Origin of the sequence: Flavobacterium sp. (assembly GCF_004295795.1) — a bacterium.
In the GTDB taxonomy this organism is placed as follows: Bacteria; Bacteroidota; Bacteroidia; order Flavobacteriales; family Flavobacteriaceae; genus Flavobacterium.
In genome coordinates this window covers 65,273-87,756 of record NZ_SEBR01000002.1, presented here as the reverse complement: position 1 = coordinate 87,756, position 22,484 = coordinate 65,273, and the positions used below count along the sequence as shown (strand labels likewise).

Annotated in this window: 17 protein-coding genes; 11 read left to right on the top strand and 6 right to left on the bottom strand. The window is 47.3% G+C overall.

Translation table 11 applies throughout. The features are described from left to right. The first annotated feature begins 76 nt into the window (after positions 1–76). From EOO49_RS01545 to EOO49_RS01525, 5 genes are all read left to right on the top strand, one after another. The gene (locus tag EOO49_RS01545) at positions 77–658 is read left to right on the top strand and encodes a LemA family protein (protein ID WP_290842124.1); all 582 of its coding nucleotides are present in this window, start codon (positions 77–79) and stop codon (positions 656–658) included. After that, entirely contained in the window at positions 658–1,095 is a 438-nt protein-coding gene (locus EOO49_RS01540) for a TPM domain-containing protein (protein ID WP_290842123.1), read from the top strand. The genes EOO49_RS01545 and EOO49_RS01540 overlap by 1 nt, the downstream gene beginning before the upstream one ends. Further along, positions 1,095–1,880, top strand: a complete 786-nt coding sequence (locus EOO49_RS01535) for a YgcG family protein (RefSeq protein ID WP_290842122.1) — start codon at positions 1,095–1,097, stop codon at positions 1,878–1,880. The genes EOO49_RS01540 and EOO49_RS01535 overlap by 1 nt, the downstream gene beginning before the upstream one ends. Positions 1,881–2,172: 292 nt before the next feature. Beyond that, positions 2,173–2,958, top strand: coding sequence for a tetratricopeptide repeat protein (locus EOO49_RS01530; protein ID WP_290842121.1), 786 nt, complete (start codon positions 2,173–2,175; stop codon positions 2,956–2,958). 81 nt (positions 2,959–3,039) lie between these two features. Beyond that, complete coding sequence (locus EOO49_RS01525) at positions 3,040–3,441, top strand: hypothetical protein (RefSeq protein ID WP_290842120.1); 402 nt, start codon at positions 3,040–3,042, stop codon at positions 3,439–3,441. A gap of 103 nt (positions 3,442–3,544) precedes the next feature. Here EOO49_RS01525 and EOO49_RS01520 read toward each other — a convergent pair whose 3' ends face one another. Further along, positions 3,545–4,021, bottom strand: coding sequence for a hypothetical protein (locus EOO49_RS01520; RefSeq protein ID WP_290842119.1), 477 nt, complete (start codon positions 4,019–4,021; stop codon positions 3,545–3,547). An 11-nt stretch (positions 4,022–4,032) separates the two neighbouring features. Next, the gene (locus EOO49_RS01515; protein ID WP_290842118.1) at positions 4,033–6,846 is read right to left on the bottom strand and encodes an outer membrane beta-barrel protein; all 2,814 of its coding nucleotides are present in this window, start codon (positions 6,844–6,846) and stop codon (positions 4,033–4,035) included. A gap of 276 nt (positions 6,847–7,122) precedes the next feature. On the opposite strand from EOO49_RS01515, the gene EOO49_RS01510 reads away from it, so the two are divergent. The 3 genes from EOO49_RS01510 (at position 7,123) to EOO49_RS01500 (ending at position 13,215) form a co-directional block, all read left to right on the top strand. Beyond that, positions 7,123–8,283 (top strand): hypothetical protein, encoded by a 1,161-nt coding sequence (locus tag EOO49_RS01510; RefSeq protein ID WP_290842117.1) that lies wholly within the window; start codon positions 7,123–7,125, stop codon positions 8,281–8,283. 3 nt (positions 8,284–8,286) lie between these two features. After that, positions 8,287–9,546: a 3-coathanger stack domain-containing protein gene (locus EOO49_RS01505; RefSeq protein WP_290842116.1), complete on the top strand. Its 1,260-nt coding sequence runs from the start codon at positions 8,287–8,289 to the stop codon at positions 9,544–9,546. Positions 9,547–9,801: 255 nt separating this feature from the next. Beyond that, a complete protein-coding gene (locus EOO49_RS01500; RefSeq protein ID WP_290842115.1) occupies positions 9,802–13,215 on the top strand; it encodes a MopE-related protein in 3,414 nt (1,137 codons plus the stop codon). A 42-nt stretch (positions 13,216–13,257) separates the two neighbouring features. Here the strand turns inward: EOO49_RS01500 and EOO49_RS01495 are convergent, their stop codons facing one another. Continuing rightward, complete coding sequence (locus EOO49_RS01495; RefSeq protein ID WP_290842114.1) at positions 13,258–14,040, bottom strand: SDR family oxidoreductase; 783 nt, start codon at positions 14,038–14,040, stop codon at positions 13,258–13,260. A gap of 244 nt (positions 14,041–14,284) precedes the next feature. Here EOO49_RS01495 and EOO49_RS01490 point away from each other — a divergent pair, with 244 nt between their 5' ends. Next, positions 14,285–17,899 carry a GEVED domain-containing protein gene (locus EOO49_RS01490; protein ID WP_290842113.1) on the top strand — a complete coding sequence of 1,205 codons (3,615 nt, stop codon included), beginning with the start codon at positions 14,285–14,287 and terminating at the stop codon, positions 17,897–17,899. A 190-nt stretch (positions 17,900–18,089) separates the two neighbouring features. Here EOO49_RS01490 and der read toward each other — a convergent pair whose 3' ends face one another. Further along, positions 18,090–19,400, bottom strand: a complete 1,311-nt coding sequence (gene der / locus EOO49_RS01485) for a ribosome biogenesis GTPase Der (protein WP_290842112.1) — start codon at positions 19,398–19,400, stop codon at positions 18,090–18,092. A gap of 174 nt (positions 19,401–19,574) precedes the next feature. On the opposite strand from der, the gene EOO49_RS01480 reads away from it, so the two are divergent. Next, positions 19,575–20,060: a hypothetical protein gene (locus EOO49_RS01480; RefSeq protein WP_290842111.1), complete on the top strand. Its 486-nt coding sequence runs from the start codon at positions 19,575–19,577 to the stop codon at positions 20,058–20,060. Here the strand turns inward: EOO49_RS01480 and era are convergent. Together era and EOO49_RS01470 are read right to left on the bottom strand one after the other, a co-directional pair. Then, complete coding sequence (gene era / locus EOO49_RS01475) at positions 20,057–20,938, bottom strand: GTPase Era (RefSeq protein ID WP_290842388.1); 882 nt, start codon at positions 20,936–20,938, stop codon at positions 20,057–20,059. The genes EOO49_RS01480 and era overlap by 4 nt on opposite strands. A 48-nt stretch (positions 20,939–20,986) precedes the next feature. Then, positions 20,987–21,511 (bottom strand): DUF421 domain-containing protein, encoded by a 525-nt coding sequence (locus EOO49_RS01470; protein WP_290842110.1) that lies wholly within the window; start codon positions 21,509–21,511, stop codon positions 20,987–20,989. A gap of 145 nt (positions 21,512–21,656) precedes the next feature. On the opposite strand from EOO49_RS01470, the gene EOO49_RS01465 reads away from it, so the two are divergent. After that, positions 21,657–22,439, top strand: a complete 783-nt coding sequence (locus EOO49_RS01465) for a hypothetical protein (protein ID WP_290842109.1) — start codon at positions 21,657–21,659, stop codon at positions 22,437–22,439. Positions 22,440–22,484: the final 45 nt, after the last annotated feature.

Below are 22,484 nucleotides of genomic sequence, written 5' to 3'. Positions count from 1 at the left end.
GATTGGAGTGCGACGTCCGGATAAACAGTCATCCAACAAAAAATAAATAACCAATAACAATTAAAAATCACACAAAATGAAAAGATTTCTTCCTTGGATTATCGCTGGCGGTGTCGTGCTGCTTTTGTTGCTCTATTACGTCAATGTGAAAAACACCGCTTTGGGCAAAGACCAGACGGCTCAAAAAGAATGGGGAAATGTAGAAACAGCTTACCAACGTCGCAACGACCTCATCGGAAACCTTGTGAACACGGTAAAAGGCGCGGCAGATTTCGAAAAATCGACTTTGACGGCAGTTGTCGAAGCTCGTGCAAAAGCGACTTCGGTGCAAATCGATCCGTCGAACATCACTCCGGAACAACTAAACCAATTCCAACAAGCGCAAACTGGCGTTTCATCTGCTTTGGGACGACTTTTGGTTTCGGTTGAAAAATATCCAGACTTGAAAGCGAACCAGAACTTCTTGAAACTTCAGGACGAATTGGCGAGCACAGAAAACCAGATTTTGACTGCACGTACACGTTACAATGAAACTGTTGGCGAGTTCAACACCTACATTTTGGGAACGCCAAGAAACCTTTTCCTCGGAAGTTACAAGGAAAAACCGTTCTTCAAATCTGCTGAAGGCGCCGACAAACCTGTAGAAGTGAAATTCTGATGACGGAAGTTCGGGATTTGCTGAGTCAAGACGACGAACGCGCGGTAATCGACGCGATCAAGTTGGCCGAAAAAGAAACTTCGGGCGAGATTCGCGTGCACATCGAAAAGCACACGAACGCCGACCACTTCAAGCGCGCGACCGAAGTTTTCCACGAGTTGGGAATGGACGCGACAGCATTGAGAAACGGCGTTTTGATCTACATCGCTGCCGATGACAGACATTTTGTCATTCTCGGCGACTCCGGGATTGACGCGGCTGTCGAGGATGATTTTTGGGATTGTACCAAAGACGTGATGCAAAGCCATTTCAAAAAAGGCGATTTCAAGCAAGGTCTCGTAGAAGGAATTGCCCGGGCGGGCGAGCGTTTACAGCAGTTTTTCCCTTGGGAAGAAGGCGACACGGACGAATTGTCTAACGAAATCTCAAGAAGCTGATGCGCAGATTGTTCCAAAAGGCGATTTTGCCGTTGCTCCTATTGCTGACAGCGATTGGTTTCGCCCAGTTCAAGATTCCCGAAAAACCAAGTTTCCAGACGAGCGTTTACGATGACGCCAATTTGTTGAGTCCGGATGAAAAAAACCAGCTAGAGCAAAAACTCGTTCGGTATTCCGATTCGACGACCACGCAGATCGTCGTGGTGATAACTCCGACGATAAACGGCGAAGACATTGGCATTCTGGCTCCAAAATGGGGACACGAATGGGGCGTCGGACAAGCCAAAGAAGACAACGGCGTTTTCATTTTGCTCGCGGTCAAGGAACGCCGAATCTGGATCGCTCCGGGTTATGGCGTCGAAGACAGACTAACAGCCGGAATCACGGGCGAACTTACAAGAAATGTCATCATTCCCGAGTTCAAGGCCGGAAGTTATTACCAAGGTCTGGACAAAGGTGCCGACGCGATTTTCGACGTACTCAAAGGCAAATACAAAGGCACTAGAAAAAGTGACGACGGCCCGGCCGGTTTTATTGGCATCATCATTTTCTTTATCGTCATCTTCGTCATCATCGCAATCGTGAAAGGTCGCGGAGGCGGCGGTCGCGGCGGAAGAGGCGGCGGTGTCGATTTGGCCGACATCCTGATTTTATCGAGCTTGGGAAGAGGCGGTTTTGGAGGCGGAAGTTCTTCAGGCGGCGGATTCGGAGGCGGCGGCGGAGGTTTCGGTGGCGGCTTTGGAGGCGGAGGTTTCTCCGGAGGCGGCGCCGGTGGAAGTTGGTAACCTTGGAAAATCTCAATTCCAAATTCCGAACCTCAAAATCCAAATCCAGTCACAGTAGCTATCAGTCTTGAGGAATCGAATCAGCAACTGACAATCCGAAAAATCTAAAATACTATCAATCGCGGGCGCATTTCACCCGCGATTTTTTATTTCTGCCGGCCAAACAAAATTGTGAACCGCACTTTACCGCTTCGCTTCTCGTTTCACCTATTTGGGATTTCGTCGACTATCACGCGATGAGAAAGGCCAATTGCGAAAATTTGTGTTACTTCGCACCATAATTCTGCCCTGAATGAAAACAAATCTACTACTCTGCGTGCTTGGTGCGCTGCTTTTTGGCGCGCAATCGAGTCTGGCGCAAAGCTTCTCGAAAGATCAAGTCCTGAAGAACATTGCCGAACTCGACGAAAAAATCAAGATAAACCCAAATGTCGATTATTACCAGAAACGCGGTTATTGGAAGGCCAAGATCGACGAAATGGGAACCGATGCGCTAAAGGATTACGACAAAGCGATCGAGCTCGATCCAAATTCTTATCAAGCCTTTTTCAGCCGCGGACTTTTGCACGAAAGACGCAGCGAATTCGACCAAGCCATTGCCGATTACGCGACTTGCGTAAAGCTAAACACTCGCGAATACAAAGGCCATTTCAATCTGGCTTACGTGAAGTCGCTTACCGAGGACAAGAAAGGTGCGATAAACGGCTACACGGCTTGCATCGGTTTGAATCCGATGAACTCGCAGGCTTACGTCAACCGCGGTTATCTTTATTTCCAACTCGAAATGTTCGCCGAGGCAAAATCTGATTTCGACCGAGCGCTCACGATCGATCCGAACGATGGTGATCTGTATTTGAGCCGCGCTTTGTGCAAGGAAAAACTCAAGGACAAAACCGCGCTTTCAGATTTCGACCTCGCCGTAAAATTGCGTCCGAACGATCCCGAAGCCGTTTATGACCGCGCTTTGTATCGCATCAACTTCAAAATTTCGGGCGATTATTGTTCCGATCTCAAAAAGGCGCTGGCTTTGGGTTATGCCGAAGCGGGAAGTTTGCTTTCGGAAAAAAAGTGCCCATAATCTTGCCGTTTTGCTCGATTTGCCGACATTCGCGTGAACGGCCGAATCCTTAATGGCCACAACAAGCATTTTTACTATCGGATGAAAAAAATCTTTGGCGTTTTATTGCAGTTGACCGGAGTTGCGATCCTGGTCGTTTCAGTGTTGGGTCTGTCACAATTCAATTGCGAGCGACGCATCGAAAGTATTCAGAATGCACTCAACCTCAACCGAAGCGAGGAATTCGAGTCACCTCAAATAGCGTTTTTGATCGTGGCCGCTTTCGGACTTGTGCTTTTCATAATCGGATTGATTCTTTTGGTAACCAAAACGGCGAATCAAAGAAAACTTGAAGCCGAACTGACGACCTTTCGCTATCTGATAGAAAACGGCTTTGAAGGCGAAGATCCTTTGCTATTGCTCGAACAACTTCACGAACTCAAGCGAAAAGGCGTCATTACCGATGCGGAATTTGCTGATCTTAAACGCAAGATGTTTGAGTGAATCTTCTTTGTGTGCGCATGAATCCATATCGCGACAGTCACAAAAAAAACCACGATCAAATCACCGTGGCTCTAATTATTCATTATTAACTATTCATTATTAATTAAATAATCGCCGCTCCCAAAATGGCCGAAAAAGTCTTCGAGCCAGAAGCGTATAAATGATAATAAAGCGCTGACAAAACCATCACGGGCTCGATTTTCTCAAAAACGGTAACTTCTACTGAATTCGTGGTTTCGTGCGAAACGATCGTCACGAGATCTTTGTCGTCCTGATCGATCAGTCGCGTTCCGGGCTTGAACCAACGGCCTTTGACTTCGTATCCGTTTTCGTGGCCTTGCGACTCGATTTCGGCTCCGCCCCAAAGTTTGTCGAAGCGAAAAGCAAACAAGGCCTTATCGCCTTTGGTTACGACCAAATCCTTGTCTGTTTCAGATTTCGGGCCAACGTGAAACCTGTCCGAATACACGAAAATATCGGCCTGGAAAGCTCTTTCGGCACTGAAATCAATCGATCCGTAAAGTGTCTGTCCATCAAATAATCTAACCGTATTCCTTTCAAATTTCCCTGTCAGTTTCATAAATCAAAGTGTTAGTCAAACATAAAAAAGCGTCTTCCGCCTTCTTTCTTCTTGCCTGCGAATTTATCGAGTTTATAGGTAAGAGAAAACATCGCGTACCGTTTTAGCACAATATTTTCCTCATCGCGTATATATGTGGCCGAAATACTACGCGTCGTATTTTGGTTCTGGTTGAGCATGTCGTAGACCTTTACCTTGAAAAGCAATTGGTCGCCAAAGAAATTGTAGCCCAGGCTTACGTTCCATAGATAGAAATCTTTCTTGAAACCGTCGGCGATGTTTGTGTTGTAAGTGTAAGTGAAATCGTTTCCGAAAACCACTTTTTTTGGCCAGTAGCTCGTGGTTTGAAGCGTGAATTTGTGAGTCACGTTAGATTGTTTGTCAGTCAGGAAATTCGTATAATCCGTCTCGTTGTAAGTGAAGTCGTAACGCGGCCCGATCGACAAAAGTTCGCCGTAATCGTAATTGAAAGTCACGCGAGGCGAAACCCTGACCGACTTCGCGTCGAACAATTCACCTTCCACAAAACCTTGGTTGCGGTTGAAACCACCGCTCATTCCGACGCCAAAACGGTACGAATGCGCCTCGTGCTTGATCGTGCGGCTCCAGTTTCCGCCAAACCACAAATTGTTGTTGCCCGAAACGTTGGTGTAAGTCGTCGAGGCTTTTCGGCTCGAATCGTAAGTTGTCGAGGAAACGACCTGGCTTTCGAAGAAATTCCCGCCGGCGTAAATGCTCCAGCCTGATTTGGTCGCAAAGTCGTAATCGCGCAAACTGATGTAAGTGTAATGCGATTTGTTCGGACTCAGGAACGGATTCCCCGTTTGCGTACTCAACGGATTCGAGACATCGGTCACCGGAAGAATTTGGGCTGCCGAAGGAAAATTCACGTCAAAGCTGTAATTGATCCAAAGATTGCGCGATTTGCTGAAGTTGATTCCGCCCCAAAGATTCGCCTGAGGATAAATTCTTTCCTGACTGATGGCAACCTGTTGTCCCAGATAATTCGAATTGGCATCGAATTTATAGACTGAAGTTCCGACCGTCGCACTCAGGTTGATCACTTTCTTGTTGATGCTGAAACCTGCCAATGGTGTAATTCTTCTCGTGCCCGAACGCAGATAGTTCGTGATGGAATCGTTGAAAAGCGAGTAAGTCTGTGATCCCGGATCGAAATCGAAAGTGCGTCTGTTGGAAATATCCTGATTTTTCTCAAACTCCAACTGCACTTTTATGCTTATGGAATCGCGCAAGGGTTCCGAATATTCCAGGCCGGCGTTGAAGCGATCCTGACCGTTTTTGTCGTGTCTTTTCTGGTTTCGGTTGTCGGTTTCGATTCCGTCGGTAATGCCATCTTCATCCGAATCGCGGTAGAACGTGTTCGTGGAAAGGTTTCTGTTCGTGTTGTTGTTCTTGCTGTGTTCGTCGTTGATCCACAAACTCATGAATCGGCCTTTGCGTTTGAAAGCGCGGTTTACATACACGTTTGCGCCGATGGTTTGCGTATCGCCGTCGTCGTAGTTGTCGCGCGTCGTTTCTCTGGAAATCCTGCCGTTTTCTTCGGTTGTGACCGATGCGCCTTTGTTGGAATTGAAAGAATAGCCTTTCACGATTTTCGGACTCACCGAAATTGTCGTAAGCGAATCGAGCTTGTACTCGAACTCGAAGTTGAAATTGTGCCCCGAACGGTCGCTTATCGTGCGCGAATTCGAATCGGTACGGAAACTTCCACTGTTCAAAAACGTGGTTTCCTGTGTGCGGTTCGTGTTTTCGGTTTTGGCCGCGTTGTAGAAATAACTGCCGTTGGTCGTGAAACCCTTGAACGGTTCGTCCCCGTAATTGAGTCCGACGAGTTGCGAAGTCGTGATCCCGTTTCCACCGCCGAATTGCATGTTGTTGATTCCGAAAGAGCCGTTGTCGTTCGTCCACACCGAATAACTTCGGCCGCCGCCCATCGAATCGAAAATCTCGTTCATGGTGAATCCGGTCGAGTTGATGTTGTTGGCCGATGCGAGCACGGAAACCTTGCGCTTATTATTGAAATAATTGAGCATCAGACTCGATTCATAACGGTCGTCGGTGCCGTAACCGCCGTTTATCTTTCCAAAGAAGCCTTTGTTCTTTTCCTCGTCTATCGTGAGGTTGATACTCGCGTTGTTCGAACTCGATTTTTCGCCCGACAATTCTTCTTTTTTGGTCTTCGTATCGGTGATCTGGACTTTGTTGATGATGTCGCTCGGAAGGTTTTGCAGCGCGACTTTTCCGTCCTTGTCGAAAAACGGCTTTCCGTTTACGAGAATCTGGTTGACTTCTTTTCCGTTCACGGTAATCTTGCCTTCGTTGTCGATTTCGACTCCGGGCAATTGTTTGAGTAGCGTCTCGACGTTAGCGTCCGGACGAACTTTGAACGAAGCCGCGTTGAATTCCAAAGTATCGTTCTTGATGCGGATTGGCGGCGCTTCGGACTTTACCACGACATCGTTGAGCATCGTGCCCGATTCTTCCATTTTCATGACGCCGTAATCGATGTTTTCGGACAATCCTTTGTCATACGTCTTTTCGATATTCTGGAATCCGATAAAGGAAACCTTGAAGAAAACCGGCTTGTCGGTCTTGCGGGTAGTGAACGAAAACGCGCCACTTTTGTCAGTCACCGTGTAGTCGATGACCGTTGAATCTTTAGCCGAAGCCATGTAGACCGTCACCGATTCCAACGGCAATTTGGTCTTGTCTTCGATGATTTTCCCTTTGATTGTGATTGAGTTTTGGCCATAGACGCCAAATCCGGCAAGAAGCGCCAGAACAACGAGATAGAATTTCGCCATTTGTTGATTGGTTTGGTTTTGATTGAGAACGGCAAATAACTGAAATAGTATCTCGGAGGGAAAATTTCTTACAAAATTTTTAACAACTTGATAGCAAATATCGATTATCGGCTCGCAGTTATGACAAATCGAGAATAATGCCGAATCCCGATTATCGGCGAGAAAATAGTTATAGCTTAGCCGTATTCCAAAAACACCTTTCCCCATTCATCCAACTGAAAACCAGCATTTTCACAATGGAACACCCTTGCGAATTTTTAACTTAATCAATATCTTATGAAAACAAATTTCAAATTTTGTTTGGCGGCACTATTGTTCGCCGGAATGTCCGCACAGGCGCAAACCATTGATGAATATGCGAATTGTACTGGCGGAGGAACAGACAACGGAATCCAATTTGGCGACAGTTATTTCAACACTTTCTTTGGTGTGGAAGCCGGCCGAAATATCGTGAACAAGGAAAAAGGCCGCAACAATTCGTTTTTCGGACATCAGGCGGGAAGGGCAACTGTTGGTGGAAGCACTGTGGTCGCGGGCGTTTACAGCGGAAGCGATAATTCGTTCTTCGGGAATCTTTCCGGAACCAAAACCACGACCGGTTATTACAATGTTTTCGTCGGCTCCAATGCCGGAGGATCGAACACGACGGGGTACACCAATACGTTTCTCGGCAATCAATCGGGCGCTCTAAACACGACAGGCATCGAAAACCTGTTTTTTGGACATGCTGCCGGATACAACAACACGTCTGGCGGCTGGAATATTTGCCTTGGAAACGCCAGTGGTTATAACCTGAGTTCGGGTGGCGGAAATATTTTTATAGGACACGCGGCCGGAAACGCGACAACGACAGCTTTGGGCAATACCTACATTGGCTTTGGGGCAGGACAGAATGCGACAGGCGAATACAGCGTTTTCCTTGGATCTGAAGCGGGAAAGAACGAAACGACTTCGCGAAAGCTGTACATCGACAATTCCAGCACGGCCAATCCTTTGATTTGGGGAGATTTTACCGCCGACCAATTGAAGTTTCACGGAAAAGTAGGCATTGGCGGAAATTCATCGACTGCGTTTGGAGCCTTCCCGACGACAGCCGGAGGCGTAAGCGTAAGCAACTATAATTTATTCGTCAAAGGTGGAATCCTTACCGAGGAAGTCCGTGTCAATTTGACCTCAGGCGGAACTTGGGCCGATTATGTGTTCGAGGAAGACTACGACCTGAAACCGTTATCCGAAGTAAAGAGATTCATAGACGAGAACGGACACTTGCCAAACGTGCCATCGGCAGCCGAGGTAAAACGCGACGGGATCGAACTGGGCAACATGGCGAAAATCCAACAGGAAAAAATCGAGGAACTCACGCTTTATCTGATTCAGCAGCAAAAAGAGATAGACGAATTGAAAGCTCAGGTCAAGGCATTAATCGAAAAGCGCTAAACCATGAGATACATCTATATTTTACTGGTTGCATGGTTGCTTCCCTGGAACGCATCCGCACAGGGCTCCGACATTATTTTTTGGATAGACAATTCCAATTCGATAGACGCAAATGAATATATCCAGATGCAGCAGTCCATCCCAACGTTGATCAACAATGTCCTGCAATGCAACCCGCTCAACAGGGTTGCCGTCGCACAATACGACTTGAACCGCACTTATATCGAGACGAATTTCACAAACAATACCGCCGCTGCAACTTTTCCGAGACGCTTTGTAGGCGGCGGCGGATATGCGCACCGATCCTTGGGCGCGTTGGGAAATGCTTTGGATAATGTGCCAAATCCAGATTTGGTGAATGTCACGAACCTTACCCAGACTCCGGGCAACAATCTCGTTATCTTTTTCTTTACCGATGCGACGCGAGCAGGAGATCTTTGCAATACCGGATTTGGTGTAGGAAACAATCAGGCTTTTCTGAATTACACGAGCTTTAAAGTCGCAAGAAACGCAAGGTTTATCGTGACAGCAGTATCACCAGGCATTTCGGCCGCCACGAACCTCGACGCACAGAACGCCGCCGCTGCCATTGCAAGTATCGGCGGAAACTACACGATGACGATAGAGAGTTATCCGGCAGATCCGGACGGACCAGGCACGCTGCCAAGATTTCTGTTGTATAAGATGACTTTTACCCTAAGTGCTACAGAAATCGCGCAAGTGACGCAAAACCTCTGCAATTCGGCATGCGCGCCAACGTTAACGCTAATAAATCCTACGCACAATCAAAGTTCGGGAACAGATGACAGGCAGGCCCAAAACCTGATTACCGCTTCGAACCTTTTGACGGGAACGGTAAATGCACGCTATCATGCCGGGCAATCCATTGTTTTGACCAACGGATTCAGGGCGGCGTCCGGAACAAAATTCAGGGCTTACATTGCAACTTGCGGAGCGCCTTTCGTAGGCAAGATGGATGAGCCGGAAGCCGTTAAAGCGGACAACCCTGAAAGTACGGTTACTGGAAATGAATTCCGAATCTATCCCAATCCGTTTGCCGACATCCTGAACATTGAAGTACCGGAGATTGCAACCCACGTTTTGCTATCGGACATAAAAGACGGAAGGACATTGCTGAATTTCCCACCGACACGCGACACGAAAATCACATTGGAAACCTCGCAGTTGCCAAGAGGAATCTATTTGCTTAGGGTAACCGATGCGAAAGGGAAAATCCATTCACAAAAGATCGTCAAGAACTAAAATCTGATTTCTGTTTTTAATCAAGATGCCACTGAAGCCTCCAACCCGGAGGCTTTTTTTTATCGACAAAACCAACTAGGCAAAATCCCGGTGTTTCCCCTAAAAAACCAACTACCAGAACTTCTACTTTCGCTTCAGTACAGGTATTTACCGCATATCGATTATAGCTGCATTTGGTCGATATACCCACAAATAGGGATAGGGCCGCGTTCATTCCAAAGGTAATTTTGCCGCCTCTTAAACAACAACAAGCAAATGAAAAAAGTAGTACTCTTCTTCTTATTGATGACAACCTGGGCGCATTGGTCGCAAGCACCTTTGTATTCCAACGTCATCGTTTCCACAACCGGCAATGGAACGATCGGTTTGTCAAACGCGTCGAAAAACGTGGCCGTCGCTCCCAATGGCGATATTTATGCAGTTTACACGAATACTTCCGGAGGCGGCGCCTATCTCGTAAAAAGTACTGATCGCGGTCAGTCTTACCAGTTTGTCGTCTCTTTTTCTTTGGTATCGCAGGAAGCCAATATCCACATAGCGCAAAATGGTACAATTTACGTCACCTCTCAAAGCGGCTACTTTTATCGCAGTTCTGGTTCAGATACCAATTTCACGGCTTTCAACCTGAATTACACCGCCTCGTCCCAAATAGCTTCCTATCAGGACAAAGTGTATGTTTTTTCACTTGACGGACAAAAGCTCTGGAGAAACAACGCCAACGGAGCCGGAACCTGGCAAGTCACCAACCTTTCGCCGTTCTTGGCTTTTACGGATATTTTTGTGGATTCCTCCGACGGGACGATCTACGCCATAGGCGACGACCCGAACATCTACCTGAGAAAAAGCACTGACGGAGGCGTGACTTTCGCAAACCAAACCTTGTCTCCGCCTATTCAGGTTTTCTATTCTTCTTACGCCTACTCGTCCGGAAGCCAAGGCAAATTCATTTTCGTAGGCGGCGACAGCGCAACTCCGGGCTATCGTATCAATTTGGCCACGAATACCACGACGGCAATTCCGTTGATGGCAACCACAGGTTCTTACGGACGAACTTTATTGGCCGACGAATTCGGAAATTTCGTAGACGGTTACGCCACGGCAACAGGTGTCGCATATCGCATCAGCAACAACCAGGGCGCAACCTGGCAAACGCCGATCAACCTTGGCACCGGAACCGGACTGAACATCGCAAGAAATCACGTCTATCAGGACATCATAGCGGCATTCAATTTCAACAACAGGGTTTATTCGACGGTTCACGGAAGCATTCTTCCCGGCGGAACGATCACAACCTCAAATCCATCGCTTTCGACATATTGCCAAGGTTCGACATTTTCCCTTCCTTACGCAATTACCGGAAGTTTTGCAACAGGAAATAGTTTCACGGCACAAATGAGCGACGCCTCGGGAAGTTTCGCGAGTCCGGTTGCGGTTGGAACGGCCACGGCCACGACTTCTGGTTCGATCAACGTGACTATCCCTTCAAGCACAGCTGTCGGAAACGGATACAGATTCCGCGTAATAAGCTCGAATCCGTCGATAGTCGGGACAAGCACTGCCACAAACATTTCGATCAACGCGCTTCCGACGGCGACGCAACCTGCGAATTTGCAGGCATGTGCCTCATCGACTTTCGCGACTTTTTATCTGCCGCAACAAACGCCTTTGATCTTGAACGGACAATCGGCTTCGCAGTTCACGGTGAGCTATCACACGAATTTAAATGGTGCCAACAACAATACAAATGTGATTTCGAACGCAAGTTCGTTTTCGGCTGCTAACGCCACGACGGTTTATGCAAGAGTGCGCAACAACGCCTCGGCTTCGTGTTACGCAGTTACGAGTTTCCAGCTTTTAATCGCTCCGGAACCGGCTGTAGATACGCCTGATGATGTAATTTCATGCGGTCCGTACACTTTGCCTTCGCTTACAAACGGAAATTATTTCTCGGAACTAAACGGAGAAGGAACACCTTTCTACGGCGGCGACATCCTTACTGAATCGACGACTTTGTACATTTTCAATCATCCAGATCCAAACGGATGTTCGGCCACGAGTGAGTTCGAGATTGCGATTTTGCCGGGTCAGACGTTTTATGCCGATGTGGATTCGGACGGATTCGGAGACGCCAACAACAGCGTTTTCTCGTGCTCGGGAAGTCCTCAAGGTTACGTTTCGGACAACACCGATTGCGACGACAGCCAAATCTTGTATCTCGACGCCGATGGCGATGGTTATGGAATTGGCGTAATTGCGGCTTGCGGAGCATCGGTCAACACAGATTGCGACGATTCCAATATCCATATCTGGCAAAGCGCAACACTTTATGTCGATGCCGACGGCGACGGATACTCAACGAATGCAACGGCACAAGTTTGTTATGGAGCGACGATTCCGCCAGGTTATGTATCGGCTGCGACCGAATTCGATTGCAACGACGCACTTGCCGCGGTTCATCCGAACGCTGCCGAAATCCCGTTCAACGGAATCGACGACGACTGCGATGGCGCTATCGACGAAGGAAGCCAGATTTTCTCCCAGGTTTTGCCAAATCAATGCGGAACGACGCTCTCGAGCATTTCCTCTTACGTCGGTGCGGTGAGTTTCAGCGCTCCGGTCGATGGTTACCGCTTCCGTGTAGTAAACGTGGCGACAAACGCGGTTCAGGTTATCGACAGGAATGTTCCGAATTTTCAGATTTCGCAGTTGCCGAATTTCGACTATGCCGCGACTTACAGCATTTCGGTTCAACTCAAAAGAAACGGACAATGGCTCAATTATTACGGAACGGCTTGTCAAGTCTCTACTCCGGCGATTTTGGATTTGGGCGGATCGGCCGCTGTCAGTCCATCGCAATGCGGAATCACGCTTGCCACGATCAGCACCTTGATCGCCACGACGAGTTTGCCTAACGTATCGGCTTACAAATTCCGAATCACCGACACGGCGACGAACCAACAACAGGAATTGGAGCGCTCCACGAACTGGTTTTCGCTCACGATGCTCAACTCTTACCTTTACGGAAGAACTTACGCGATCGAGGTCTCGGTAAAAACCAACGGACAATTCTCGGGTTACGGACAGCCTTGTCTGGTAAATTCGCCAGTTGTTCCGCAGATCGCGAATTGTGGCGCGACAATCGCCTCAAACGGAACTTTGGTGTCGACATCGAGTCTTAACCGCGTCACCTCTTACCGTTTCGAACTCACGAACATGTCGACTTTCCAGGTTTCGTCAATCGACAGAAGCCAGCATTATTTCTCGTTCAACAATGTTCCGGGTTTCCTTGCCGGTGCGCAATATGCGGTTCGTGTGTCGGTAATGACCGCGGGCGCCTGGTCTGATTTCAGCGAAGCTTGTTTCATCACGGCTCCGGGCGCTTCCCGAACAATTGTGAAAGGTGAAGAAACGATACCTCACGTGAATTTCACCGCCGTGGTTTATCCGAATCCTTATAACGAAAGTTTCGCATTTGACATGGATTCGCCTTCACAGGAAATCGTATCGGTTAAAATCTACGACATGATCGGCAAACTCGTTGAGCAGAAAGACGTGAATTTCGATGCTGTCGAGACACAACAATTCGGCGAAAGTTATCCTTCGGGCGTTTACAACGTGATTCTCGCTCAAGGCGGATTCGTGAAAACGCTTCGGGTCATCAAACGCTGATCGCGAATAAAATAGAAAGGCTTTCGGAAACGGAGGCCTTTTTTATTTCACCTCACTTTTCAAAACGACTTTGTGCAGCAGTTTGGGGAAGAAGCGTTTCAGTAAAACCCCGAAAGTTTCCTTGCCGCCTATGCAAACTTCGAACTTTTGTTTTTCGATGGCTCGGATGGCTTTTTTGGCGAATACTTCCGGACGCATCCCGGTTTTGGTTTTTTCGTCATCAGACAATTGCATAGAGCCGTCGTGCGTTAGCGAATTCCGTGCAATGTTCGTCTGCACGAACCCCGGACAAATCATCGTCACCTTGAGATTGTCTCTTTCGTGTTCCATCCTAAGCACGTCAAAAAAACCGTGAAGTGCGTGTTTCGAAGCGCAATAGCTCGACCTGTATGGCGATCCGAATTTGCCCATCAAACTGGTAACGACCGCAAACTGACCCGATTTTCGCGAAACAAAATGCGGAAGAAGCGCTTTCGTGAGCGCAATAGTTCCGAGGTAATTGACTTCGATGAGCTTTTTGTCTACCGAGAAATCGGTTTCGGCGATTCGTGAACGCTGGCTGATTCCGGCGTTGTTTATCAGGATGTCGATGTGTCCGAATAGCGAAATCGCTTGAAAAACGATACTTTTTGCATTTGCCGATTCCGATAAGTCAAACACTAGGATTTTGGCATTTTCCGTTCCGATGGCATCGGCCACGCGACCGAGGTCTTTTTCGTTCCGGCCCGAGAGAATGATTTTTGCTCCTTTATCGGCGAAAGCCCTAGCCAAAGCTTCGCCAATTCCCGACGAACTTCCTGTTATCCAAATGATTTTGCCGTCCATAAAATGCGTTTTTTCAAAAATAATCGAAATCACCGCCGAAGTTGCGCGCGTGACCAAAATGTTACGTAAAACCGCTCTGTGCCTTTAATCGGACGAATTTTACGCTTGGTCGGTTTTTTTCATAAAACTTTGATTTTAAAGGAATTTTATTGCAAAAACGTAAAACCCTATACCAAGTTTCTTCGTACTTTCAACATCTGCTCCTCGAAGCAGGAACGACAATTTAACAACAAATAATTAATTTATGAGGCAACTTTATTATGTTCTCCTGGCCGCGTTATTCGCATGGCAAGGACATTCGCAGTGTATTATCGGTACAGGTACTGCGACGACAAATGGGCTCACGGCAGATCCGGTCGAGCGCTATTACAATTACACCCACTCCCAGATTGTTTACACAGCGGCTGAGTTGACTGCTGGTGGAATGACCGCCGGCGCGACAATCAGCTCATTGGGCTTTTCGATTTCCCAAAGCGCTTCCTCACTGGCTAATTACACGATTAGTTTGGGACACACAAGTCAAGCTGTCGCGACGCCACACGTCACAACAGGTCTTCAGGTTGTTCGGACGTCTTTCACTTATGCGCCGACGGTGCAAAGCGCTGGTAATTTTGACATGATCGCATTTACGACCTCGTTCGTCTGGAACGGAACCTCTAACGTTGTGGTGAATATCTGTACGGGTTCCAACCCTTTCACTACACCATACGGAGGTTTGCGCGTATCTACGACAGCAACAAACCAAACCAATTATGTCAGAACCGACACTAACGCCAACTGTACTGTTGCTCCGGATTCCCCGACGACTTCCCGTCCCAACATTCGTTTTAATTTTACGAATCCGATAGCGACGAATCCTGCGACTTGCGCAACGACTTATTCACCTGCGACGGGAGCGACAAACGTTGTCCGCAACCCGACTTTGACTTGGTCCGGTGCTGGGAATGGTCCAACCGGATATGATGTTTACTTCGGAACAACTTCTACTCCGCCTTTGGTAAGTACAAACCAGACAGCAACTTCTTACACGCCTGCGGCGTTAGCTGCAAATACGCAATATTACTATCAGGTTGTTCCCAAAAACAGCGTTGGAGCGGCTATTGCCTGTTCTGCGGTGAGTTTTACTACGGGTTCGAACTTTACTTATTGTTCCACAACTTATGCAGATGGTTGCTCATTCGGAGACGAGATCAGGAACGTTTCGCTAGGAAGCCTGAACAACACTTCAACCTGCACAACAGGTTCTTACACCTTTTACAGCGCAGTTACTGCTCCCACTCTTGGACAAGGATCAACAAATACCCTGTCAATCACGATGGGTACCCACACAACGCAATATTCTGCTGCATGGATAGATTTCAACCAGAACGGTGCTTTCGAGCCTAGTGAGGGTTTTACGGCAGCAGTTGTATCGGGTGTAAATCCTGCGACTCTTTCCATTGTGGTTCCTACAGGAGCGCTACTTGGAAACACAAGAATGCGTGTAAGAGGTGGCGATGACGTTGCAATAACAACCGCAATGGCTTGTGGCGCAAGCAATTCGACTTATGGCGAAACCGAAGACTATATCGTAACCATTGTAGCGCCACTTCCTCCGGTACAGTGTGTGACTTTGACTTACCCTGGCAATGGCGCGACGAACGTTCCTGCTCCGGCGGCGGGAATCCCTTTGGCCTGGACGCCATCTGCGACAGGTCCGGCTGCGACAACTTATGATTTATATGTTGGCCTTACGGCAACAGCATTGACAAATCTTGGAAGTTTTTCAGGAACAACGGTAAATCTTACCGGAACTGCACCTGGAACGACGTATTATTGGAGAATCATTGCCAAGTCGCCAAACGGAACAGACTCTACAGGTTGCTCCACGTTCAGCTTCACAACTTCAAATCCGTTCGCACCTTATTGTAGCAACGTGAGTTATGTAGAAAATGTCGAGCCGATAACTTTGGTTCAATTTGCCGGAATCAACAACAGTTCAAGCGCTACTGTCGATGGTACGCCTGCTATTCAGGATTTTATTTCCGTGACTGGTGCCGTTACTACAGAAAGCACGTATCAGTTGACTCTTAAAGGTAACACGGCTGGAGCATTCACGACGAACTTCCGCGTTTGGTTCGACTGGAACCACAACGGTACTTTCGAGGCTTCGGAAAGATATAGTGCAGGTAGCGTAAACAACTCTACCGGTCTCGATGCCGCACAGGCTCAGACAAACATTACTGTTCCGGCATCTGCCTTGGGCGGAGCGACCCGTATGCGCGTCAAAAAACTATTCAGTGGCGACGGAGGTTCCATCGACGATCCTTGCACAGGTGGAGAGTACGGCCAAACTGAAGATTACACGGTCAACGTTACTGTTTGCACTCCGCTTACCTGGTATGCAGATACAGATAACGACGGATTCGGAAACCCAGCTGTTTCACAATCGAGCTGCAACCAACCCGTTGGTTACGTTTCGAACGGAACAGATTGCAACGACTCGAACGCTGCGGTTTACCAATCAGGAACATTTTATGTAGATGCAGATCTTGACGGATACTCCTCTGGCGTAACAGCAACAATTTGCTATGGAGCGACAGTTCCTGCCGGTTACATAGTGGATCCGACAGCTGTAGATTGTAATGATAGTGTTGCAGCTGTAAACCCAGGCGCTACGGAAGTTCCGTTCAACGGAATCGACGACGACTGCGACGGCACAATCGACGAAGGAAGCCAAATCTATTCTCAGGTATTGCCATCACAATGCGGAACTACCCTTGCGAACATCTCTTCTTACATCGGAGCAGTCAGTTACAGTGCGCCGGTGGACGGATATCGTTTCAGAGTAACCAATTTGGCAACCAACGCCGTTCAGGTTATCGATAAAAACGTACCGAACTTCCAGATCACGCAATTGGCCGCGTTCGATTATGCGTCTACTTACAGCATCGAAGTACAGTTGAGAAGAAACGGACAATGGTTGAACTATTACGGACCGGCCTGCTCTGTTTCTACACCTGCAGTTCTGGATCCGGGTGGATCGGCTGGAGTAAATCCTTCGCAGTGTAATGTAACGTTGGCCAGCATCAGCACATTGATCGCTACGACAAGCTTGCCGAACGTGACGGCCTATAAATTCCGTATCACGGACGCGGCCAACAACCAAAGCCAGGAATTGGAGCGTTCAACGAACTGGTTCGCTTTGACGATGCTCAACAGCTACCTTTACGGAAGAACATATTCAATCGAGGTTTCGGTCAAGACAAACGGACAATTCTCGGGCTACGGACAACCTTGTTTGGTTACCTCGCCTTTGGTTCCTCAAATCGCGAACTGCGGGGCGACAATCGCTGCCAACGGAACGATCATCCAAACAACGAGTTTGAACCGCGTAACATCTTACCGTTTTGAGTTGACAAACTTGTCGACATTCACGTCTGACGTAATCGTAAGAAGCCAGAACTATTTTACGTTCAACAACTTCCCGGGATTTGTCCCTGGAGCACAATATTCAGTTCGCGTGTCAGTAATGACTGTAGGCGCTTGGTCTGATTATAGTGAAGCTTGTTCGATTACCGCTCCTGGCGCTACACGTACAATCGTAAAAGGAGAAGAATTGACACCACTTGCAGATTTCCGCGCTGTTGTCTATCCTAACCCTTACAGTGAGAGCTTTGCATTCGACATGGATTCTTCTTCTGAAGAAAAAGTTTCAGTAAAGGTTTATGACATGCTAGGGAAATTGGTCGAAGAGAAAGAATTCTCTTACTCTGCGATCGAGTCACAGCAGTTTGGTGAAAGATATCCTTCGGGCGTTTATAACGTGATTCTTACTCAGGGAAGTTTAGTGAAAACTTTGAGAGTCGTGAAACGTTAACACCATCTTTTTATAACAGAAAAGGCTTCCGGTTTCGGAGGCCTTTTTTTATGTACCGGAGTCACTGGAAATCTTATTTTCAACACATATCCGTCGGAGTTGCAAACTCCGAAACGCACCTCGCGAAGTCAAAGACTTCGCGCCACCAAAAAAAAACCATAAAAAAAACCGGAACAAGTCCGGCATCAAACTATTTCTCCCGAATGTAAATATCAATCGGAATCCCTGAAAAATCCCATTTCTCACGAATCTTGTTCTCCAAAAATCGCTTATAAGGATCTTTTACATATTGTGGCAAATTCGCAAAAAACACGAATTGAGGCACGGGCGTCGGCAACTGCATGCAATATTTGATCTTAACGTATTTCCCTTTGAGTGCCGGAGGCGGCATATGCTCTATGATCTTGAGCATGTACTCGTTGAATTTCGAAGTCGGGATTCTTTGCTTGCGGCTTTCAAAAACGCCAACTGCAGTTTCCAATGCCTTTAAAAGTCGCTGTTTGGTCGTGGCCGAGGTAAAAATGATCGGAACATCAGTAAAAGGCTCGATCTCCTTGCGGATCTTAAGCTCATAATCGCGTGTCGACATCGTATCTTTTTCGACCAAATCCCATTTGTTGACGAGAATCACAACACCTTTCCGGTTTTTTTCGGCCAACCAGAAAATATTTTGATCCTGGCTTTCGAAACCGCGCGTGGCGTCGATCACAAGTATACAAACGTCTGAGTTCTCAATGGCGCGCACGGAACGCATCACCGAATAAAACTCAAGATCTTCCTTGACTTTTGCCTTGCGGCGGATTCCGGCCGTGTCGACCAGATTGAAGTCGAATCCGAAGCGGTTGAATTTTGTGTCGATCGAATCGCGCGTCGTTCCGGCGATGTCTGTCACGATATATCGGTCTTCACCGATCAAAGCATTGATGATACTCGATTTTCCGGCATTCGGACGTCCAACCACGCAAAAACGTGGCAAAGCGATTTCCTCTTTCGTCTCTTCGGGTGTTTCGGGAAACGCATCGATCAAAGCGTCGAGCAAATCACCTGTTCCGCTTCCTGAAGTCGAGGCAAAAGTCACGAATTCGCCAAGACCCAAATTGTAAAATTCGATCGCGTCCTTTTCACGCATGGAATTGTCGACCTTGTTCACGCCCAAAACCACGGGCTTGGTGACTTTGCGCAACAACTTGGCGACCTCATCGTCCATTGGAGTGATGCCTTCCTCAACGTCCACGACGAAAAGGATCACATCGGCTTCATCGATCGCAAGTTCCACCTGTTTCCGGATTTCGGCTTCGAAAACATCATCGGAACCTTTGATGTATCCGCCCGTATCGATTACCGAAAATTCCTTCCCGTTCCATTCGCTCTTGCCGTAGTTGCGGTCGCGCGTAACGCCGGCAACCGAATCGACGATGGCTTCCCTTCTTTGGATCATTCGGTTGAACAACGTAGATTTCCCTACGTTTGGCCTTCCAACAATCGCTACGATATTACCCATTGTATCAGAATTTTAACTGTATTCCTCCAAACAAAAATTGGCTTGGACGGCGCAAAGGTACGTTTTCTTTTTAGTTTCTGAACCCAAAGCCATTAGCAGATGTTGGCAAAGGTTTAACCGTCTTTAACAAATAATACATCTGCCGATTCCGTTATAACATAAATGAAGCAGACAATGAAAGCGCCCGCCACTTATCCAGATCAATTCAAGAAACCTTCGGGCAAGACTCCCGAGCAGATCAGGCAAGCCTGTGAGCAGCTCGAACTGGTCGGGAATTCCGATTATATCGTCAAACACAATGGAAAGCATATCTGGATTGAGGTGGCAGAACAAAAACAGGAAGTTTGGTCGCCGCTCTTGCATCTTGAAGTGAACGAGCAGAATGACACGACTTACGTGAAAGGTCAGTACGTAGAAAATCCTGTGCTTTGGGCGACGCTTTTGGTTGCGCGACTTGTCACTTTCGCCGTATTCTTCCTGAGCGCGGCATCTTTGGCGTTCAAGTGGTATTCCGAAAGAGATTTCGATACGGAAATACTTTTGATGGCAGCCATGACCACAGTTTGGTTCGGACTTTACCTTATCTCAAGATGGAATCGCAGGCTTTCGTCCAAACAAGCCGCGGAATTGCGGGACTTTATGGACAATATGGTCGCTTAACGGTCGTAGCCGAAACGCTTGAGCTGACGCGAATTCGAGCGCCAGTCCTTATTGACTTTCACATAAGTTTCCAAGTGGATCTGCTTGTCGAAGAATTTCTCGAGATCGGCTCTGGCTTGGATTCCGACTCGTTTGAGCGCTTCGCCTTTGTGTCCGATGATAATGCCTTTTTGCGTATCGCGTTCCACCATGATCACCGCGCGGATCCGGATGATTTTCTCGTCCTCAAAAAATTCCTCGGTCTCGATTTCCACCGAATAGGGAATTTCCTTTTTGTAATTCAGCAGTATTTTTTCACGAATGATTTCGTTGACGAAGAAACGCTCGGGTTTGTCGGTCAATTGGTCTTTCGGATAAAACGGTGGCGATTCGGGCAAGAGTTCGACGATTCGGCCAAAAACTTCGGGAACGTGAAAGTTGTTCAAAGCCGATATAGGATAAATCTCGGCATTCGGCAATTTTTCCTTCCAATACGAAATTTGCTGCTCAAGTTGCTCTTGGTTCGACGTATCAATCTTGTTCAGAAGCAACAAAACCGGAATTTCGGAATGTTCGATCTTCTTGAAAAAAGCTTCGTCCTTGAGCGCTTGCTCGCCGATTTCGACCATGTAAACCAACACATCGGCATCTTCAAAAGCCGATTTCACAAAAACCATCATCGCTTCCTGCATTTCATAAGCCGGTTTGATGATTCCAGGCGTGTCCGAAAACACGATCTGGAAATCTTCGCCGTTCACGATTCCAAGAATCCTGTGACGCGTAGTTTGTGCCTTTGAGGTGATAATCGACAACCTTTCGCCTACGAAAGCGTTCATAAGCGTTGATTTTCCTACGTTCGGGTTTCCGATGATGTTGACGAAGCCGGCCTTGTGCATGATTTGTATTTTGCGCAAAATTAGCAAAAACAAAGGGACGAGGGCTTGAAATCAAGGTTTTTCGAGCGGAAGAAATTCGTCTGTGGATGTTTTGCCGATTCCGTCGGATTTTTTTACGACCGTCAATTCGCCATTGAGCTCGAGTACGACCGATTTCACGTCAGAAATCTTATCGATGCGGAATTTCCTGATTTCGGACAAGATTTCCGCTTCCGTGATCATTTCCTTTTCCATCGCCGATTTGAGGTAAATTCCGTTGTAGAAAAGCAATGTAGGTTCTGAATTGAGCGCGGTTTCCATCTTCTTGGAACTTTGAGCCATCCGCGCAAGCGCAAACTGAAGCGCGATGATTATCAGCAACGCCACGCAACCTTCCGACAAGGTCACTTTTCCCAAAATCATCGAAGACAATGTACTTCCCATGGAAACCGAGACCACGAAATCGAAAGCGTTCAGTTTCGAAAGCGTGCGTTTTCCCGAAATTCGGATGAAAACAAAAAGCGTTACGAACGAAATGACGGCACAAACGCAAACGCGCAAAATGCTTTCCCAATCTTTGATGAACCACTCCTGCATAATCTGACTTTGCTTGAAAAATTTTGTTCGAAGTAAAGATAGACTGCGAATTGCGCGGAAACTTACAGCATTGCCAAGTTGCCTTGCAGGATTTTGTCTTTGATTTGATTTTTTTCAGAAGTAAATTCGAGAAAATTCGCAACACATGGTTTTAGGAACATATTGGTATTTTGGCTTTCCCGACGGAATCTACAACTTTGAACTTTTGGACTATCGCTACGGAATTGGCGGAAGATCTGATGTCGACGCCGAACTTTCCATCAATTTCGAATCTGGATTCGCCGATGCAATCGTAGCCGAAATAAACGATTTGTTCGAGCGATTTCCCGATGCGGCGATTTTCATGTGGAGAAACGCCAACCAAATCCAACTCGGCGTCGGCGGACGGGAATTGTTCGATTACGATTTCATGATTGGATTGGAAGTCGAAAAAATCCTCAGGAAATATTCGGTTGTACGAAAAAATAGACTTGATTGGACGGAATCTTATTTCACGCGTTGGTATGCGGAAAAACGCGGGGCCGAAGCGATTCCGGAGTTCGTGCAAATCGTCGGTTCGGAAAAGAAATTCGCCGACGCAGAAAACCTTTCGATGCGCGTAGATTGCCATATTCCGACATCCGAAAAGAAAAAGTTTGTAGACGATTTGGCTGATCTGGCCAATTTTGAAAATCTGTCGGTTTTCTACTATTTGGAGTTCGAGACAGTTTCCAATACCAACCTGATGCTGTTTTTCTCGAACGGCCGACAAGGTTTGGACTTGAAACCGATGCAATCCGTGAACATCAAATCGTTCGAAAACAAATTTTTGCGACTTCTCGAAAAACATCGGGCGATGCTGAAACACTTTGGCGGTCTCGATTTTTATCCGAAGGGAAAACCTGTTGAAATCTTGATGGTCGACCACAAATTCATCCTCTCGGACTGAATTTTCGCATTGAATCCTCGATCTCATTCCAATCGCCAATTCACT

What these genes read in the sequence shown, in the direction of transcription:
- EOO49_RS01505 (WP_290842116.1), top strand. Translation starts at nt 8,287, where the DNA reads ATGAGATACATCTATATTTTACTGGTTGCATGGTTGCTTCCCTGGAAC.
- EOO49_RS01470 (WP_290842110.1), bottom strand. Translation starts at nt 21,511, where the DNA reads ATGCAGGAGTGGTTCATCAAAGATTGGGAAAGCATTTTGCGCGTTTGC.
- der (WP_290842112.1), bottom strand. Translation starts at nt 19,400, where the DNA reads ATGGGTAATATCGTAGCGATTGTTGGAAGGCCAAACGTAGGGAAATCT.
- EOO49_RS01480 (WP_290842111.1), top strand. Translation starts at nt 19,575, where the DNA reads ATGAAAGCGCCCGCCACTTATCCAGATCAATTCAAGAAACCTTCGGGC.
- EOO49_RS01530 (WP_290842121.1), top strand. Translation starts at nt 2,173, where the DNA reads ATGAAAACAAATCTACTACTCTGCGTGCTTGGTGCGCTGCTTTTTGGC.
- EOO49_RS01515 (WP_290842118.1), bottom strand. Translation starts at nt 6,846, where the DNA reads ATGGCGAAATTCTATCTCGTTGTTCTGGCGCTTCTTGCCGGATTTGGC.
- EOO49_RS01535 (WP_290842122.1), top strand. Translation starts at nt 1,095, where the DNA reads ATGCGCAGATTGTTCCAAAAGGCGATTTTGCCGTTGCTCCTATTGCTG.
- EOO49_RS01545 (WP_290842124.1), top strand. Translation starts at nt 77, where the DNA reads ATGAAAAGATTTCTTCCTTGGATTATCGCTGGCGGTGTCGTGCTGCTT.
- EOO49_RS01520 (WP_290842119.1), bottom strand. Translation starts at nt 4,021, where the DNA reads ATGAAACTGACAGGGAAATTTGAAAGGAATACGGTTAGATTATTTGAT.
- EOO49_RS01525 (WP_290842120.1), top strand. Translation starts at nt 3,040, where the DNA reads ATGAAAAAAATCTTTGGCGTTTTATTGCAGTTGACCGGAGTTGCGATC.
- EOO49_RS01540 (WP_290842123.1), top strand. Translation starts at nt 658, where the DNA reads ATGACGGAAGTTCGGGATTTGCTGAGTCAAGACGACGAACGCGCGGTA.
- EOO49_RS01495 (WP_290842114.1), bottom strand. Translation starts at nt 14,040, where the DNA reads ATGGACGGCAAAATCATTTGGATAACAGGAAGTTCGTCGGGAATTGGC.
- EOO49_RS01510 (WP_290842117.1), top strand. Translation starts at nt 7,123, where the DNA reads ATGAAAACAAATTTCAAATTTTGTTTGGCGGCACTATTGTTCGCCGGA.
- EOO49_RS01490 (WP_290842113.1), top strand. Translation starts at nt 14,285, where the DNA reads ATGAGGCAACTTTATTATGTTCTCCTGGCCGCGTTATTCGCATGGCAA.
- EOO49_RS01500 (WP_290842115.1), top strand. Translation starts at nt 9,802, where the DNA reads ATGAAAAAAGTAGTACTCTTCTTCTTATTGATGACAACCTGGGCGCAT.
- EOO49_RS01465 (WP_290842109.1), top strand. Translation starts at nt 21,657, where the DNA reads ATGGTTTTAGGAACATATTGGTATTTTGGCTTTCCCGACGGAATCTAC.